Genomic DNA, 14,239 nt, shown 5'->3' with positions numbered 1-14,239 from the left:
TGCACGTCAGATGACCGAAGAGGACGACGATCATGGATGAATCACCCCTGCCGATCATTTCCGATACCACCGGATTGAGCGTCGGCTACCGCATCTTGTGGCGCCTGAAGTACCTGGGATTGTCGATCTTCGGTCCCGCCGAGCGCCGCGTCCTGGCCAGCCCGCGCGAACGCATCAAATGGGATCGCGCCATGAAGGTCATGCGCGCCCATGAAGCCGCCGGAACCCTGCCGGATGAGCAAACGCTGTACACCGTGAGCCGCATGGAGCCCCGCCGCCCGCAAGGCTAGCCCGCGCAGCCGAGCCCGAAAGCGGGCCGCGATAGAATTGAACCCATGGAATCGATGACTGAGCTTGTAGTCGCCCGGCAGTTTTCCGCACCGAAGAACGCCGTCTGGGCTGCCTTTGTCGAACCGGAAATCATCGCCCAATGGTGGGGGCCGGAGGGCTGGCTGGTCGAGGAAGATTCCGTCGTCTTCGAAGCCAAGGTCGGCGGCCGGCATGAGCTGAACATGGTGCAGGCAGGGAACCCGGAAGCCAGGGTGCCGCTCAAGGCGGTGTTGACCGCCTTCGACGAGTACGAGTGCCTGGCCAGCGCCGACGGCCCGCACGAAATGACCTTGGACCTGGTAATCGAGACCCGCATCGAATTCAAGGAATTCGCCGGCCAGACCATGCTCACGCTGACCCAAACCCCCTTGCCGCATGAGGTGATCGAGTCCAGCACCCAGGCATGGCACTCGGCTTTCGCGAAGCTCGAAGCGCTGCTGGCAGAATACTTCTAGGCCCTACTGCGCAGCAGCGGAAGAAGCGGCGAAATAGCTGCGCACGCCGACCAGCTTCGCTGTCTTGCCGGCCGAGGCGAACCGCAGCACGTGGCTGAAGGGAGTTTCCCTGCCGCCACTGGTGAAGATCCCGTCCGCGCTGCCTTCCTTGCCGTGGGTGAGGATGCTCAGGAAGAGCACCCTGCTGGTCTCTGGGCGAGCTTGGACCCACTGTTCCACCGCGTGGCGTCCATGCAGGGCCTGCTCGCCCGGGCACTCCCACACCACATCCTCGGCAAGCCACTGGCGCAGTTCTGCCAGGTCCTTGCCGTGCAGCGCAGCCAGCAGCCCCATGATGATCTGATGGCGCGGGGCGTTGCCGCAGGTCGCCGGGGTCTCCACATGCATGCCTGTTCCTCCTCGATGATGCCCGCGGCCTAGCCTCGCCCGATGTAGGGCATGCCGCCAGCGGTGATGGTGAATTGGTTGATGGACGTGCCCAATGGAACCCCGGCGATGTACGCAACGGCTTCAGCGGCTTCGGCCAGCGGGAAGGTCGGCTCGACGAGCCGATGTCCGCTGGGCTGCAAGGCTCCCTCGGTGGCGCCAAAATCATCGAGCAGGTCGCTGGCGGTGTTGCCGATATCGATCTGGGTGGCCCTGATCCGGTGCTCGCGCCCATCGAGTTCAAGGCATTTGGTCAGGCCGGCGATGCCGTGCTTGGTGACGGTATAGGCAACGGAGTTCACGCGCGGCACCTGCGCCGAAATCGACCCGTTGTTGATGATGCGTCCCCCGCCGTGCGCCTTGAAGTGGGTGAACGCCGCCCGGGCGGCGTTGATGGCTCCGGTGAGGTTGATCCGGCACACCTCATCCCACTGGGCAGGGTCCAGCTCGTCGATGGCTGCCGGGGGACCGAAGATCCCTGCATTATTGAACAGCACGTCGACCGATCCGAAACGCTCGGCGGCTGCGGCAAACAGCTGATCCACGGACTGCGAATCACTGACATCGGTGGGGACCACCAGGGCGGAGCCATGTCCTTGCGCCGTCTCGTGCAGCTTCTGCGCGGTGCGCCCGGCGAGCACCACATTCCATCCCTGCTCCAGCAGCACGCGGGCGGTGGTGCGGCCGATGCCTGATCCTGCACCGGTGATGACGATGGTGCGCGGGGCGTGCGGGGCGTTCGATGCTTGGGACATCAATTCTCCTTGCGGAAATCTCAACGGCATTAGGGTGAGGCGCGTGGTCCCATCCTAGGAATTCGGGCCGCGAAACCCCAGTTTTCTTCTGCATGTTGCGTCGCATCCCCGGCCGCGTTTCCCGGATCAGCCTGGCCGGCTACTAACCTTGAAGTGGCCGGTTCGCGCAATCCGGGCCGAATATCCCCGAAGGAGTCTTGTGTTCCTCGACGTGCTTTATGGCGTGCTGCCGCTGTTCTTCGTCATGCTCATCGGCTACGCCGCCAGCCATGCTCCCAAGTTCCCGGCCAGCGTGGAACCAGCACTGAACGTATTCGTCTTCTATGTCGCTCTGCCGGCCCTGCTCTACAAGGTGGTGGCCCGGGCGGACATCAGCGACGGCGTGCCGTTCGCATTCCTGTGGATCAGCATCGTCTCGGCACTCGTGTTCGCGCTGATCAGCTGGCTGGCTTTCCGCTATCTGCTGCGTGCAGACCGGGCGCGGGCGCTCGCCGGCATGCTGGCCACCAGCTTTGGCAACGTCTCGTATCTGGGCATCCCGATCCTCCTGGGCGTGATGGGAACCGAAGCCGGTTTCGCGGCGGGCATGGGGCAACTGGTCCACAACATCATCTTCATGGTCGGGTTCCCCATCCTCGCCCAAATCGTCATGCCCCACGCAGTCGGAGGAGAGCACAAGGCCAGTGCTGCGCGCATTGCCCGAACCGTGCGCAACGCCCTGGTCTGCAGCCCGGTCACCTGGGCGATGCTCGTCGGCGGGGCGGTAGCAATCTTCGCAGTGCCGGTGCCGCAGCCGGTGGACGACACCATCGACCTGGTGGCCGCCGCGGCTGCTCCGGGCGCGCTCTTCGTCATCGGCATGTCGTTGAAGCGGACCATTGACCGAGCACGTTCCAGGCGCCGGGCGCCGGCGGCCGCGGACGGTACCGCGCCAGCAGCCCGTTGGGCGAAAATTTCCATCGCCACCATGGTCGTGGGCAAGCTCGTGGCATTCCCCGTGCTGGTGGTGGCCATGCTGCTTGCCTTCGCCCCTGAGCTGGACCGCATCTGGTTCAATTCGGCGGTGCTCATGGCGGCCATGCCGGTGAGCGCGACCGCCTACATCATGGCGCAAAACGACACCGGGGATGGCGAACCGACCGCGGTAGCCATCGTCATCACCTGCGTCCTGTCGGTCATAGCATTGCCGGCGCTGGCGCAGCTGGCGCTGAAGTAGCCTTCCGCGCAGTCCTTGACCTTTGCCCCGACCGGGGACAGGCTGGTAGCACCACATGCCAACCGGCGAGGAGCTTCCAGCCGCAGAGATGAGATGCAGGGATTAAATGAAGAAGTTTTCGCTGACGGCCATCGCCCGGGCCCAGCTGCGCGATGCCGAGAACGCCGGCAATGGCCGCGCCGCCAGCACGGTGTTCGGAGGCCATGAGCACACGCTGCGCCAAACTGTCATCGGGATCAAGGCCGGCACCGAGCTGCAGGAGCATGCGAGTCCCGGCGAAGCGACACTGCTGGTCCTCGACGGAAGGGTCACCGTCTCATCGATGGGCAACCAGTGGGAGGGGCGCAGCCAGGATCTGATCGTGCTGCCCGAAGGGCGGCTGAAAATCAGCGCTACCGAGGATTCCAGCGTGCTGCTCACGGTGGCCAAGACCGATCGCTAGGCGGAATCGAACTGCGGGCCAGTCCACATCAATGGACTGGCCCGCATTTGCCGGGGGAGGAGGACTGGCTAGACGCTGACCGCGTCCTTCTCCCGGTCTTCGTTGGCGCTTGCGCCGGCCGCGGCCTGCGCGTCAGCCAGTTCCCCGGCTTCGGCATCGATGCCATTGGCCGATGCAGCGGCTTCGCTCGCCTTGGCGTCGCGCTGGCGGCCCTGCAGGGCCGCGAGCTCTTCGGCGGACACCGGGTGGGCTTCGGCATGCACCGGCTTGAGCTGGTCGATGACCAGGGTCAGCGCCAGGCTGGCCAGGGCCCAGATGCCCAGGACCACCAGATGGGACGAGAGGCCGGCCCCGTCGAAGTAGATGATCGCGCGGATCGCTTCAACGGCCGCAGGCATCGGCAAGATGTCGTGCAGGATGGCGAAGATGCGCGGTTCCATGTAGATGGACAGTGCGCCGTTGGAGGCCGGGACGCCCAGGAACATCACGATCAGCATGGTCGGGAGCAGGCAGACCATGCCCATCAGGCGGTTGAATACCGTGGTCAGCATGGCGACCGAGAAGATCGCCAGCACGCCGGTGCCGAACAGCTGCCAGAAGTGGCCTTCGACAGCACCGGTGAACGGTCCGGCGATCAGGTAGAGCACGGCTGACATGAAGGCCGCGTACACCGCCACCAGCGGGATCAGCTTCTGCAGCGGGCGCAGGTGCGGTGCCGCGGTGGAAGCAACCATGATGACCATGAAGCCTGCCATCACCCAACCCATGCCCAGATACATGACCACGGTGCCCATATTGTCGTGCTCCGGAAGCGGCGCCAGTTCCCGGTGGTCCACGGACATGTCCTGGGCCTGGCTGATCTGGGTGAATACCTGCACAACTACCTGCGAGGCGGCGTTGCCGGAAGCCTGGGCGGTGTAAATGGTTGCCTCGGGATCCTGCTTCGATGGCAGCGCGAACGCTCCGGCCAGTTCCCGGGATTCGACCAGATAGCGGGCGTCGCCGGCGTTGTCCATGGCGGTGAAGGTGAACTTGTCCTCCATGGATTCCTTCAGCGAATCCACCGTCTGCTGGGCCTGCTCCATGGAGGAACCCACGACCGCTACCGGCATCTCGCGCGGAGCCGGGGTCTGCATGGCGCCAAGCATGGAGCTGAGCATGATGGCGATCATGGCGAGAGGCACCGCGCCCAGGGTGATGTAGCGCCAGGCCTTGTTCTTCGGGCGCGGGCCGCCATGCAGGGAAGGGACATTGATCTGGGCCGGGATATCGCTCTTGCCCTTGGCGGTGCGCAGCGCATCGATCAGGGCGACCAGCAGCAGCGCTGCCACGGCCCCGCCGGCAAGGATCAGGATATGCACGCCCGCGCCGTCTCCATCGAAGTACAGCACCGAACGCATGGCTTCGCCCAGGGCCGGCATCGGCAGGAACTGGTGCAGGAACGGGAAGATCTTCGGCAGCATGTAGATCGACATTCCCATATTGGAGGCCGGCTGGCCCAGCACCATGAACAGGAACATGCCCGGGATGACAGCCATGGCACCGAAGATGCGGGTCAGCAGCAGCTGGCCTGCGCCCACGGCGAAGACACCCAGGGCCAAGGTGCCCCACGCTGGCAGGATGGTGGCTGCGGGGAGCACGCCGAGGATCGGGCCGCCGACCAGGATGCCCAGTCCCGAGAGCAGGACCGACCATCCACCCAGCAGCGGCAGCGCCCTGCGGCGCCGCAGCAGCTCGGGGGAGTTGGAGTAGGCCAGGGACCACGGCATGTAGCCGGCGGTGATCATCGCGGTGGCCAGCAGCATGGCGCCCATGCCCATGGAATCATCCGCCGGGAGCGGCTTCAGGTCCTCTGCCGCCAGCTTCAGCCCGTCTTCCAGGATCACCGGCGTGAGCACTGCCTTGATGGCCGAGGATGCTGAGACGCCTGCACCGCTTGCGGTGTACATGGTGGCGGTCTTGCCGTCGAGGTCAACGGCGGCGGTCACTTCGCGGTCATAGACCAGCTCGCGGGCTTCGCGCGGCGAATCGACAATGCGCAGGTCGACTGCATCCCCGTTGCCAGCTTCGAGCGTGCGGACGAAGTCCTCTGCCTTCTCAGTGCTGGTGGCGGAAATGGCCACCGGCATGTTCTTGGCTTCCTGCTGGTGCATGGCGCCGAGGTAGCCCCAGATCATCATGCCCACGATCATCAATGGCATGATGAAGACTGCGACAGTCCTGCCGATTTTCTCGGCCTTGGCGCGTTTGGCGGCCGTTTCCTGCTCGGAGAGCGGCTGCTTCTCGTGCTTGGCCCTGCGGGAGGGCGGCGGGTTTTCAGTGACTGCGGCGTCGTTGCTCAACTACGCATGCTCCTTGGATTCTCGGTCAGCGGCGGGATGCTCGGCCCCCCGGCAAGATTATTAGTTGAATACTGGCAACCAATTTACGCCACATGGCGTAAAACTATCTATGACTGTGCCGAGGTTCACTACCTAGGCAACTGGTGCGTAATGCGAGCGAAGGGTGGAGACGGTGAGTCGACATGGCGAAAAGGCGCGGGAGATTCTGCTTGATGCGGCAGAAGAGCTTTTCGCGCGCTATGGAATCGACGCCGTATCGAATCGGAAAATTGCCGAACATGCCGGCACGGCCAACCACTCGGCGATCAAGTACCATTTCGGGAGCCGGCAGGATTTGCTGGAAGCCATGCTGCAGCGGGCGATGGATGGCATGCGCCGCTGCCGCGCGTCGCTCCCGTCGGCGGCAGGCGGGCCCGAGGCAAGCCTGCGCGAACTGGTTACCGTGCAGGCGCTTCCCTGGGTGTATTCCTTTGATGCATTGGGCAGGCCATCCTGGCGGGCGCAATTCCTATATCAGGCCCGCCTGCATCCGGAGCTGCCATCGATCGTCGGCGACAGCCTGCGTGCAGAGGTGCTGGACGCCGCGGCCCAGAGCCAGGCGATCAGGGAGTTCGAGGGCATTCCCGAAGTGGTGGTCAAGTCGCGTGCATTGATTCTCGGTCCGATGTTCCTGGGGTTGTGCGCGCAGTACGAGCGCACAGTCAACGAAGGCAGGCAGCGGGGCAACTGGGAATCGGTGGGCTACTTCCTGGTTGATTCCATGGTGGGCATGCTGGCGGCACCAAGCACTGCACCAGCCGACTTCATGGCGTTCGGCGATGACTAGCGGAATCTGGTGCGTGGCAGCTCTTCAGATCGGAAAGCTGAATTAAAAAACGCAGAGGCCAGGTCCCGACGCCTCAGGGGTTGGCCTCTGCGTGGTCTTGAGGAGCGCCTAGCGCCCTTGGTGCTGGCCGAACAGGCGGCTGAACAGCGAGGGGACCTCGCGGGTGATCCGCGGCTGGCGGGCAATATCGGGATCCAGGCCCTCGATAGGCTGGAACAGCCCGGTGCGCAATGCGTCGGTGGTGGCAACGAGGCGCTGGCCCTCCGGTGAGCAGTTGATCTTGCCAGTGTTGATAGCGGTCATTGCGACCCTCCTTCGCGGTTCTCTATTTCCATAATATGGAAATTATGTTTTGCCTTGCGAAACCATTATGTGCACCCAGTCGGATTGTTGGCAATAGCTGGGCGCAATATTTTCTATCCGCAATGCGGAAATCGCCCATAAGTCACACTTGTTAAAAATTTTCCGGCTTTGACTTGACGGCGACGCTGTGAGGTGGATTACAGTGGTGGCACAAGGTTCCACGAAACCAGCATCGAGTCGAAGCCGAAGTTTCCTTCGGTGGTAAGGGTGTTCAGCCAAGGTCCGTGGAAAGAACGACCGTTTGAAAAGAGCTGATCACCCGATGCGCCTAGACGTATTCAATCAATTGCCCGCAGCCGAGGCAGCAGATGTCCTGCGCCCCTGCGTGGATGTCGACCGCTGGATCGATGCACTTGTTTCCGCCCGTCCTTTCAACAGCTTCGATGAGCTTTCCAGCTATGCGCTTCAGGACGTCGCCCCCTTCAACCGCGAGGAAATCGCCGCCGCCTTGGCGCACCACCCGCGCATCGGCGAACAAGCGCAGGGCAGCAGCAAGGAAGCCGACCTCTCGCGTGGCGAACAGGCAGGCTTGGACTTTGATGGCGATGTCACCTCACGCCTGGCCGCTGCCAACAAGGCCTACGAGCAGCGCTTCAACCGGGTCTTCCTCATCCGCGCCGCTGGCCGCAGCTCCGAAGAAATCCTCGCCGAATGCGAACGCCGGCTGGCCAATGGCGAGCAGGAAGAACTTCTTGAGGTTGCCGAGCAGCTGCGCCAGATCGCGCTGCTGCGGCTGCAGAACGCGGTGGACAACTAAGCCAATGCCCGGGGTGCACACCCCGCGCATTTACCGACCCCTTATCCCTCCGACAGCCAGGAGATGAACATGGCAGATGGCAACGGCGAACGCAGCCACATCACGACCCACATACTCGACACCGGGACCGGGAGGCCTGCCTCCGGTGTCAAGGCCACGCTGGAAGCCAAGACGGCATCCGGCTGGCAAGAAATCGGTTCAGGTTCCACGGATGCCGATGGCCGCATCAAGAACCTCGGACCGGTACAGGTTGAAGCCGGCCGCTACCGGATTTCCTTTGAAACCGGCGGCTACTTCGGGAAGCAGGGAACGGAAAGCTTCTTCCCCGCGGTAAGCATCGACTTCTTCGTCAATGACGTCGACGAGCACTACCACGTACCTCTTCTTATCAGCCCGTTTGCATATTCCACGTACCGAGGGAGTTAGAACCATGACTACCGAAATCACCGCCCCAGCAGGCACCAAGATCGTGCTGGGCACCAACCAGTACGGCAAGGCCGAAGTGCGCCTGGTCAAGATCACCCGCGACACGGTTCGCCACCAGATCCAGGACCTGAACGTCACCAGCCAGCTGCACGGCGACTTCACCGCCGCGCACCAGGACGGCGACAACGGCCGCGTCGTCGCCACCGACACCCAGAAGAACACCGTCTATGGCCTGGCCCGCAACGGCGTGGGCGCCATCGAGGAGTTCCTGGTGCAGCTCGGCGAGCACTTCACCGGAGAATTCGACTGGATCACCGGAGGCCGCTGGGCAGCCCAGCAGTTCTTCTGGGACCGCATCAACGACCACGACCACGCCTTCTCGCAGAACAAGTCCGAGGTCCGCACCGCCGTGCTGGAAATCGGCGCCGACGGCAAGAAGTCCATCGTTGCAGGCCTGGAAGACCTCACCGTGCTGAAGTCCACGGGCAGCGAATTCCACGGCTTCCCGCGGGACAAGTACACGACCCTGAAGGAAACCACCGACCGCATCCTGGCTACCGACGTAACCGCTCGCTGGCGCTACACCGAGCAGGCCATCGCCGAGGGCATCGACTTCGACGGGGTCTACACCTCGGTGCGCCAGCTGCTGCTGACCCGCTTCGCCGACACCCACTCGTACGCGCTGCAGCAGACCATGTTCCAGATGGGGCAGGCAGTGCTCGAAGCGCATCCGGAAATCGCCGAGATCAAGATGTCGCTTCCGAACAAGCACCACTTCCTGGTGGACCTCGAGGTCTTCGGCCAGGACAACCCGAATGAGGTCTTCTTCGCGGCTGACCGCCCGTACGGACTGATCGAAGCGACGATCACCCGAGAAGGCACCGAGGCGAATCACCCGATCTGGGCAAATATTCCGGCATTTATCTAAACGAACAGCGTTGAAGGTGTGCCGGTGCTGGCACACCGGCACACCTTTGGCAGCGACTGACGTAGGAGGTCAGCCTTGAGCGCTACACAAGATGAATCTATCAAAGGCAATCGTCCCGAGGACGCCAAGCTCCCGCTGGGGAAGTCCTTTGCCTATGGCTTGCAGCATGTCCTGACGATGTACGGGGGAATCATCGCCCCGCCGCTGATCATCGGCAACGCCGCAGGGCTGGCTCCGGACGAGATCGGCCTGCTGGTCGCCTGCTGCCTGTTTGTCGGCGGGTTGGCCACCATCCTGCAAACCGTGGGCATCCCGTTCTTCGGTGCGCAGCTGCCGCTGGTCCAGGGTACCTCTTTTGCCTCCGTGGCCACCATGGTGGCCATCGTCAATGGCGGTGGCGGCATCCAGGCCGTTTTCGGCGCCGTGCTCGTCGCTGCGCTGATCGGCTTCCTCATAGCGCCGTTCTTCGCCCGCATCATCAGATTCTTCCCGCCGGTAGTGACCGGCGTGGTCATCACGATGATCGGCATCTCGCTGACCCCGGTTGCGGCCAACTGGGCCATGGGCGGGGACGCCAAGGCCGAGGGCTACGGGTCGCTGGCCAACATCGGCCTGGCCGCCGGAACGCTGCTGGTGGTGCTGCTGCTCTCCAAGGTCGGCAATGCCGCGATCTCCCGCATGTCGATCCTGCTGGCCATCGTGCTGGGCACGGTGGCCGCGGCACTTCTGGGCATGGCAGATTTCTCGCAGGTCGGCCACGGCGCCATCTTCGCCTTCCCCCAGCCGCTGGCCTTCGGCATGCCGGTCTTCGAAATCGGCGGCATCATCTCGATGACCATCGTGGTGCTGGTGATCCTCACCGAAACCACCGCTGACATCCTCGCAGTGGGCGAGATTGCCGGCTCGAAGGTGGATTCCAAGCGCATCGCCGACGGCCTGCGCGCCGACATGGCTTCCTCCGCGGTAGCCCCGATCTTCAACACCTTCACCCAGTCGGCCTTCGCGCAGAACGTCGGCTTGGTGGCCATCACCGGAATCACCAGCCGCTTCGTGGTCGCTGCCGGCGGTGGCATCCTCGTGGTGCTCGGCTTGCTGCCGATCCTCGGCCGCGTGGTCGCTGCCATCCCGACTCCGGTGCTCGGCGGCGCAGGCATCGTGCTCTTCGGCACCGTTGCCGCCTCCGGGATCCGGACCCTGTCCAAGGTGAAGTACGACGGCATGAACCTGGTGATTGTCGCCGCCTCGATTGCCTTCGGCTGCATCCCGATCGTGAAGCCAGACTTCTACGCAGGATTCCCCACCTGGTTCGAGACGATCTTCCACTCCGGAATTTCCTCTGCGGCCGTGATGGCGGTGCTGCTGAACCTGCTGTTCAACGAGCTCAAGTTCGGGAACACGAAGAATGCATCGGTCTTCTCGGCAGCTCCACCGCGGATGGTCAAGACCGAGGAGATCTGCGGACTGCTCGAGGGCGACCACTACGTGGGTGGCAAGCTCATCGACAAGGAAGGCTACGAGATTCCTGTAGTCACACCCGATGAATTCGAGCAGATCCAGACAGGGGCCATCGAGATGCCTGTACCCAGGCTTGCCGGGAACCCGGAACACTAAGCCGGAGCAGGCAGAGCCCGAACAGGACAAGAATGACCGCGACGAGATGGACAGGGATCCATCCTGAGCGAGGCGAACGCCCGCAGGCCCGAGAGCCTGCGGGCGTTCGCCCGTGGTGGGCTCAAGAGTGTCAGTCCGTGCGCCGACAGGTCGGCAGCTATAGACATCAGCAGGGAAACGGCCCGCCCAGCAGAACGGAGGTTGGCCGTTCGCAGGCCAGATTAGCTGCGAAGGATTTCCACTCCCGCACGTGCGACTTCCAGGTCATCCTGGACTGTGCTGCCACTGACACCCACGGCGCCGACGATCTGCCCGTCGAGAACCAGCGGAATGCCGCCTGGGAAGGTGATCAGCCCTCCATTGGATACCTCGATATTGAACAATGGCCCGCCGGGTTGAGAAATCTCGCCCAGGGCGCCGGATTCCATGTTGAAAAAGCGGGCGGTGCGCGCCTTGCGCTGCGCGATGTCGATGCTGCCCAACCATGCCCCGTCCATTCGGGCGAAGGCCTTAAGGTTTCCGCCCGCATCCACGACGGCGATATTCATTGCCACCCCGAGCTCTTCGGACTTGTTCAGGCAGGTATTCAAGACGGACTGGGCTTGGTGCATGGTGATGGTGCTCAATGGGTTCCTCCTGGGAATTTGCTGGTGCCGTTCGGGTGCTTACGGCGGTGGACAACTACTGCGGTACCTTGCTGGATTCGCCGAGCTGGGGATCTGGCGCAGAGCTGGCGAAGATGGTCGCTCCGGCTTCCTGCTCGGCCAGATTGCGGATGGACAGGTCGATGCCGCTGCGGTCGCGGACCACGGCAACCGCGGCCATGGACAAGAGGGTCATGCCGGCCAGGTACCAGGACACAGCAGCGGTGCCACCGGTAGCTTCGACCAGCGCCGTGGCGATCGTGGGTGCAAACGCCCCGCCGAGTACGGCACCAAGAGCATAGGAAATCGAGACACCGGAGAAGCGCACCGAGGCTGGGAACATTTCCGAGTACAGCGCGGCCTGTGGCCCGTAAGCGAGGCCCAGTCCGACGGTGAACAGCGTCATGGCCAGGTACAGCATGAGCAGCGAACCGGTGTTGATCAACCAGAACAGCGGGAAGCAGGTCAGCAGCTGGACGGTGAATCCGACGAGGTAGGTGCGTTTGCGTCCGATCTTGTCCGCGAGAATCCCGGCCAAGTACGTGAAACCCAGCCACATCGCGGCCGAATAGGTGACCGCGAGCAGCACCTCAGTGCGTTCCAGGCCAACGGCCGGACTCGTGGCATAGCTCGGAATGAACCCTCCGGTGGCCATGTAGCCGGCCGCATTGTTTCCAGCGAAAATCAGCGCCGCAACCACTACCAGTAGCCCGTGGCGACGGAACAATTCAATGACAGGGACCTTTGACTGCGTCCTGCTCTGGGCGATTTCACGGAACACCGGCGATTCGTCAACGTTCTGGCGGACTAGGTAGCCAACGGCGATCAACACTACGCTGAGCAGGAACGGCACGCGCCAACCCCACTGCAAGAAGGCCTCTCCAGGGGCGATCCACCCGGTCAGGAGCGCGGTTACTCCGGAAGCCAGTAGCAGTCCTAGCGGAACACCGAGTTGAGGGAAGGCCCCCGCACGGCCGCGGGCCGTGGAAGGGGCGTGCTCGACAGCCATCAGCACCGCGCCTCCCCATTCTCCGCCGGCGGAGATGCCTTGCAGGATTCGTAGCAGCAATAGCAGCACGGGGGCCAGAACGCCCGCCGTCTCGTAGGTGGGTAATAGGCCGATGAGCGCGGTAGACAACCCCATGAGCATCAAGGTGAGCACGAGCATCGCTCGGCGTCCGATGCGGTCGCCGTAATGCCCTGCGAGGAAGGCACCGAGCGGTCGGAAAAGGAAGCTGATGCCTACTGAGGCGAAGGCCAGCAGCAGACCGATGGAGGACCCAGCAGGCTCAAAGAATAGCTGGGCGAAGGCCAGTCCCGCGGCCGTGGCGTAAATGAAGAAGTCGTACCATTCGATCGTGGTGCCAATAACGGTTGCCAGTGCAACGCGGCGTTGGTTCGATCGTGTGCTGCGAGGTCGTGTGCTCATGATTCTCCCAAGTGTCGGGGGCGGTTCGAGGGTCAAGCGGGAAGCGGTGTCAGGTCGCGCAGGGCGCTCTTGAGGCTGAAGCCCCTGGACCGCGCCAGCTCCCTGGTGATGCGGTGCCCCGAGCCCAGAAGGGCGCGAGCTGCCATATGGTCAGCGGGGCGGTTCATGGATTCCACCGCGACCAGTTGGTTGTCGCGGAAGCCAAGGACGGAAAATTTGGACGCTAGCGGATCGCCGAGCACCAGGGTGTCGTTCCGGGGGTCTACCAAACCGGCGATCTGCAGGCGGTAGGGTCCCTGAGTAGACCAGAACCAAGGCAGCGCGTTGTATTCGGAGCCGAGGCCGAGAATCGTGCGAGCCGCATGCCGTCCCTGGTCCGTGGCGTTTTGCACCGATTCGATCCGGGAGCGGCAGTTGCCGCGCGGGTTCGGGAAGTTGGCGCAGTCGCCGACGGCAAGGATGCGGGGGTCGCTGGTTCGCAGCTGCTCGTCAACGAGGATCCCGTTTTGCACATCCAGCCCCGACTCCGCGGCAATCTGGTCGTTGGGGGTCACACCGATGCCGGCTACCACCAGGTCTGCCTGATGCCGTTGGCCCGACTCCGAGACCACGGCTCCGACTTTTCCGCGGGCGTCGGGTTCGACGTGGCTGAGCGACTGGCCGAGGTGCAGCTCAACGCCCAGACGTTCGTGCGCAGGGATGAACCAGCGGGCCATGTCGGGACTCAAGGTCCTGGCCATGGGCCTGTCGGAAGGAGACAGCACCGTGGTGCGGCAGCCGTGGCTGCGGGCCGCTGCGGCGAATTCCATGCCGATGAACCCGGCCCCGACCACCACCACGTTCGTTGCTCGGATCAGGGACTCGTGCAATCGCCGGGCATCGTCCAGGGTGCGCAGGCCGTGGACGCCCGGCAAACTCGCCCCGGGGCAGGATAGGCGCCGGTTGCTGGCGCCGGTGGCGAAAACCAGATATGTGTAGCCCAGGATCCTGCCATCGTCGAGCGCCACGGTGCGGTTCGCACGGTCGACGGAGGCGGCGGCAAAACCTTGGATCAGGGTGATGTCGTGCTCTGCAAAGAACGCCGGTCCGCGCAGCGGCATGGGTTCGGGGACGCCCCCGGACTTCAGGTAGTCCTTTGACAGCGGGGGCCGCTGATAGGGCAGCTGCGCTTCGTCGGCCACGACCGTGATCGGCAAGCTGTAGCCCTCACTGCGCAGCGAGTCGGCGACTTGCAGGCCGGCTTGGCCTCCGCCGATGATCAATACGCTCATGAGTTGTGCCTTTCTGTG

16 protein-coding genes are annotated in these 14,239 nt (G+C 63.6%); 9 read left to right on the top strand and 7 right to left on the bottom strand.

From position 1 onward, the window contains the following. Positions 1 to 32: 32 nt before the first annotated feature. Both ATK23_RS13390 and ATK23_RS13385 read left to right on the top strand, forming a co-directional pair. Positions 33 to 290 carry a hypothetical protein gene (locus tag ATK23_RS13390; protein ID WP_066142882.1) on the top strand — a complete coding sequence of 86 codons (258 nt, stop codon included), beginning with the start codon at positions 33 to 35 and terminating at the stop codon, positions 288 to 290. 45 nt (positions 291 to 335) lie between these two features. After that, positions 336 to 785, top strand: a complete 450-nt coding sequence (locus ATK23_RS13385; protein WP_038992801.1) for an SRPBCC family protein — start codon at positions 336 to 338, stop codon at positions 783 to 785. Positions 786 to 788: 3 nt separating this feature from the next. Here the strand turns inward: ATK23_RS13385 and ATK23_RS13380 are convergent, their stop codons facing one another. Both ATK23_RS13380 and ATK23_RS13375 read right to left on the bottom strand, forming a co-directional pair. Further along, positions 789 to 1,172 (bottom strand): nuclear transport factor 2 family protein, encoded by a 384-nt coding sequence (locus ATK23_RS13380; RefSeq protein WP_066142885.1) that lies wholly within the window; start codon positions 1,170 to 1,172, stop codon positions 789 to 791. 29 nt (positions 1,173 to 1,201) lie between these two features. Next, a complete protein-coding gene (locus ATK23_RS13375; RefSeq protein ID WP_066142888.1) occupies positions 1,202 to 1,966 on the bottom strand; it encodes an SDR family oxidoreductase in 765 nt (254 codons plus the stop codon). Positions 1,967 to 2,165: 199 nt separating this feature from the next. On the opposite strand from ATK23_RS13375, the gene ATK23_RS13370 reads away from it, so the two are divergent. Together ATK23_RS13370 and ATK23_RS13365 are read left to right on the top strand one after the other, a co-directional pair. Beyond that, a complete protein-coding gene (locus tag ATK23_RS13370) occupies positions 2,166 to 3,182 on the top strand; it encodes an AEC family transporter (RefSeq protein WP_066142891.1) in 1,017 nt (338 codons plus the stop codon). Between the two features lie 106 nt (positions 3,183 to 3,288). Continuing rightward, positions 3,289 to 3,624 carry a cupin domain-containing protein gene (locus ATK23_RS13365; RefSeq protein ID WP_066142894.1) on the top strand — a complete coding sequence of 112 codons (336 nt, stop codon included), beginning with the start codon at positions 3,289 to 3,291 and terminating at the stop codon, positions 3,622 to 3,624. Between the two features lie 68 nt (positions 3,625 to 3,692). On the opposite strand, the gene ATK23_RS13360 is transcribed toward ATK23_RS13365, so the two are convergent. After that, complete coding sequence (locus ATK23_RS13360; RefSeq protein WP_066142897.1) at positions 3,693 to 5,966, bottom strand: ABC transporter permease; 2,274 nt, start codon at positions 5,964 to 5,966, stop codon at positions 3,693 to 3,695. Between the two features lie 172 nt (positions 5,967 to 6,138). Between ATK23_RS13360 and ATK23_RS13355 the strand changes: the two genes are divergently transcribed. Then, positions 6,139 to 6,792 (top strand): TetR/AcrR family transcriptional regulator, encoded by a 654-nt coding sequence (locus ATK23_RS13355; protein ID WP_066142899.1) that lies wholly within the window; start codon positions 6,139 to 6,141, stop codon positions 6,790 to 6,792. Between the two features lie 108 nt (positions 6,793 to 6,900). Here ATK23_RS13355 and ATK23_RS13350 read toward each other — a convergent pair whose 3' ends face one another. Then, a complete protein-coding gene (locus tag ATK23_RS13350; protein WP_066142901.1) occupies positions 6,901 to 7,095 on the bottom strand; it encodes a hypothetical protein in 195 nt (64 codons plus the stop codon). Between the two features lie 322 nt (positions 7,096 to 7,417). Between ATK23_RS13350 and uraD the strand changes: the two genes are divergently transcribed. The 4 genes from uraD (at position 7,418) to ATK23_RS13330 (ending at position 10,877) form a co-directional block, all read left to right on the top strand. Continuing rightward, positions 7,418 to 7,912, top strand: coding sequence for a 2-oxo-4-hydroxy-4-carboxy-5-ureidoimidazoline decarboxylase (uraD, locus tag ATK23_RS13345; RefSeq protein ID WP_066142904.1), 495 nt, complete (start codon positions 7,418 to 7,420; stop codon positions 7,910 to 7,912). Between the two features lie 69 nt (positions 7,913 to 7,981). Next, complete coding sequence (uraH, locus tag ATK23_RS13340; RefSeq protein WP_038993376.1) at positions 7,982 to 8,338, top strand: hydroxyisourate hydrolase; 357 nt, start codon at positions 7,982 to 7,984, stop codon at positions 8,336 to 8,338. A 4-nt stretch (positions 8,339 to 8,342) separates the two neighbouring features. Beyond that, on the top strand, positions 8,343 to 9,266 hold the full coding sequence (gene pucL, locus ATK23_RS13335) for a factor-independent urate hydroxylase (protein ID WP_066142906.1): 924 nt from the start codon (positions 8,343 to 8,345) through the stop codon (positions 9,264 to 9,266). A 75-nt stretch (positions 9,267 to 9,341) separates the two neighbouring features. Then, entirely contained in the window at positions 9,342 to 10,877 is a 1,536-nt protein-coding gene (locus ATK23_RS13330) for a nucleobase:cation symporter-2 family protein (protein WP_066142908.1), read from the top strand. A 221-nt stretch (positions 10,878 to 11,098) separates the two neighbouring features. Here the strand turns inward: ATK23_RS13330 and ATK23_RS13325 are convergent, their stop codons facing one another. Genes ATK23_RS13325 through ATK23_RS13315 form a run of 3 tightly spaced genes read right to left on the bottom strand, consistent with a single transcriptional unit; the run spans position 11,099 to position 14,221 of the window. Further along, a complete protein-coding gene (locus tag ATK23_RS13325) occupies positions 11,099 to 11,503 on the bottom strand; it encodes a GlcG/HbpS family heme-binding protein (protein ID WP_245858426.1) in 405 nt (134 codons plus the stop codon). Positions 11,504 to 11,558: 55 nt separating this feature from the next. Further along, entirely contained in the window at positions 11,559 to 12,950 is a 1,392-nt protein-coding gene (locus ATK23_RS13320) for an MFS transporter (RefSeq protein WP_066142911.1), read from the bottom strand. Between the two features lie 32 nt (positions 12,951 to 12,982). Next, complete coding sequence (locus ATK23_RS13315) at positions 12,983 to 14,221, bottom strand: NAD(P)/FAD-dependent oxidoreductase (protein WP_066142915.1); 1,239 nt, start codon at positions 14,219 to 14,221, stop codon at positions 12,983 to 12,985. Positions 14,222 to 14,239: the final 18 nt, after the last annotated feature.

It is taken from the genome of Glutamicibacter nicotianae (assembly GCF_002797775.1).
Lineage (GTDB): Bacteria > Actinomycetota > Actinomycetes > Actinomycetales > Micrococcaceae > Glutamicibacter > Glutamicibacter nicotianae.
This window is presented reverse-complemented; position numbering and strand designations above follow the sequence as displayed.

Bases quoted from the DNA above. Each gene is read 5' to 3' on its own strand.
- ATK23_RS13350 (WP_066142901.1), bottom strand. From the start codon at position 7,095: ATGACCGCTATCAACACTGGCAAGATCAACTGCTCACCGGAGGGCCAG.
- uraD (WP_066142904.1), top strand. From the start codon at position 7,418: ATGCGCCTAGACGTATTCAATCAATTGCCCGCAGCCGAGGCAGCAGAT.
- ATK23_RS13375 (WP_066142888.1), bottom strand. From the start codon at position 1,966: ATGTCCCAAGCATCGAACGCCCCGCACGCCCCGCGCACCATCGTCATC.
- ATK23_RS13385 (WP_038992801.1), top strand. From the start codon at position 336: ATGGAATCGATGACTGAGCTTGTAGTCGCCCGGCAGTTTTCCGCACCG.
- ATK23_RS13380 (WP_066142885.1), bottom strand. From the start codon at position 1,172: ATGCATGTGGAGACCCCGGCGACCTGCGGCAACGCCCCGCGCCATCAG.
- ATK23_RS13390 (WP_066142882.1), top strand. From the start codon at position 33: ATGGATGAATCACCCCTGCCGATCATTTCCGATACCACCGGATTGAGC.
- ATK23_RS13315 (WP_066142915.1), bottom strand. From the start codon at position 14,221: ATGAGCGTATTGATCATCGGCGGAGGCCAAGCCGGCCTGCAAGTCGCC.
- uraH (WP_038993376.1), top strand. From the start codon at position 7,982: ATGGCAGATGGCAACGGCGAACGCAGCCACATCACGACCCACATACTC.
- ATK23_RS13320 (WP_066142911.1), bottom strand. From the start codon at position 12,950: ATGAGCACACGACCTCGCAGCACACGATCGAACCAACGCCGCGTTGCA.
- pucL (WP_066142906.1), top strand. From the start codon at position 8,343: ATGACTACCGAAATCACCGCCCCAGCAGGCACCAAGATCGTGCTGGGC.
- ATK23_RS13365 (WP_066142894.1), top strand. From the start codon at position 3,289: ATGAAGAAGTTTTCGCTGACGGCCATCGCCCGGGCCCAGCTGCGCGAT.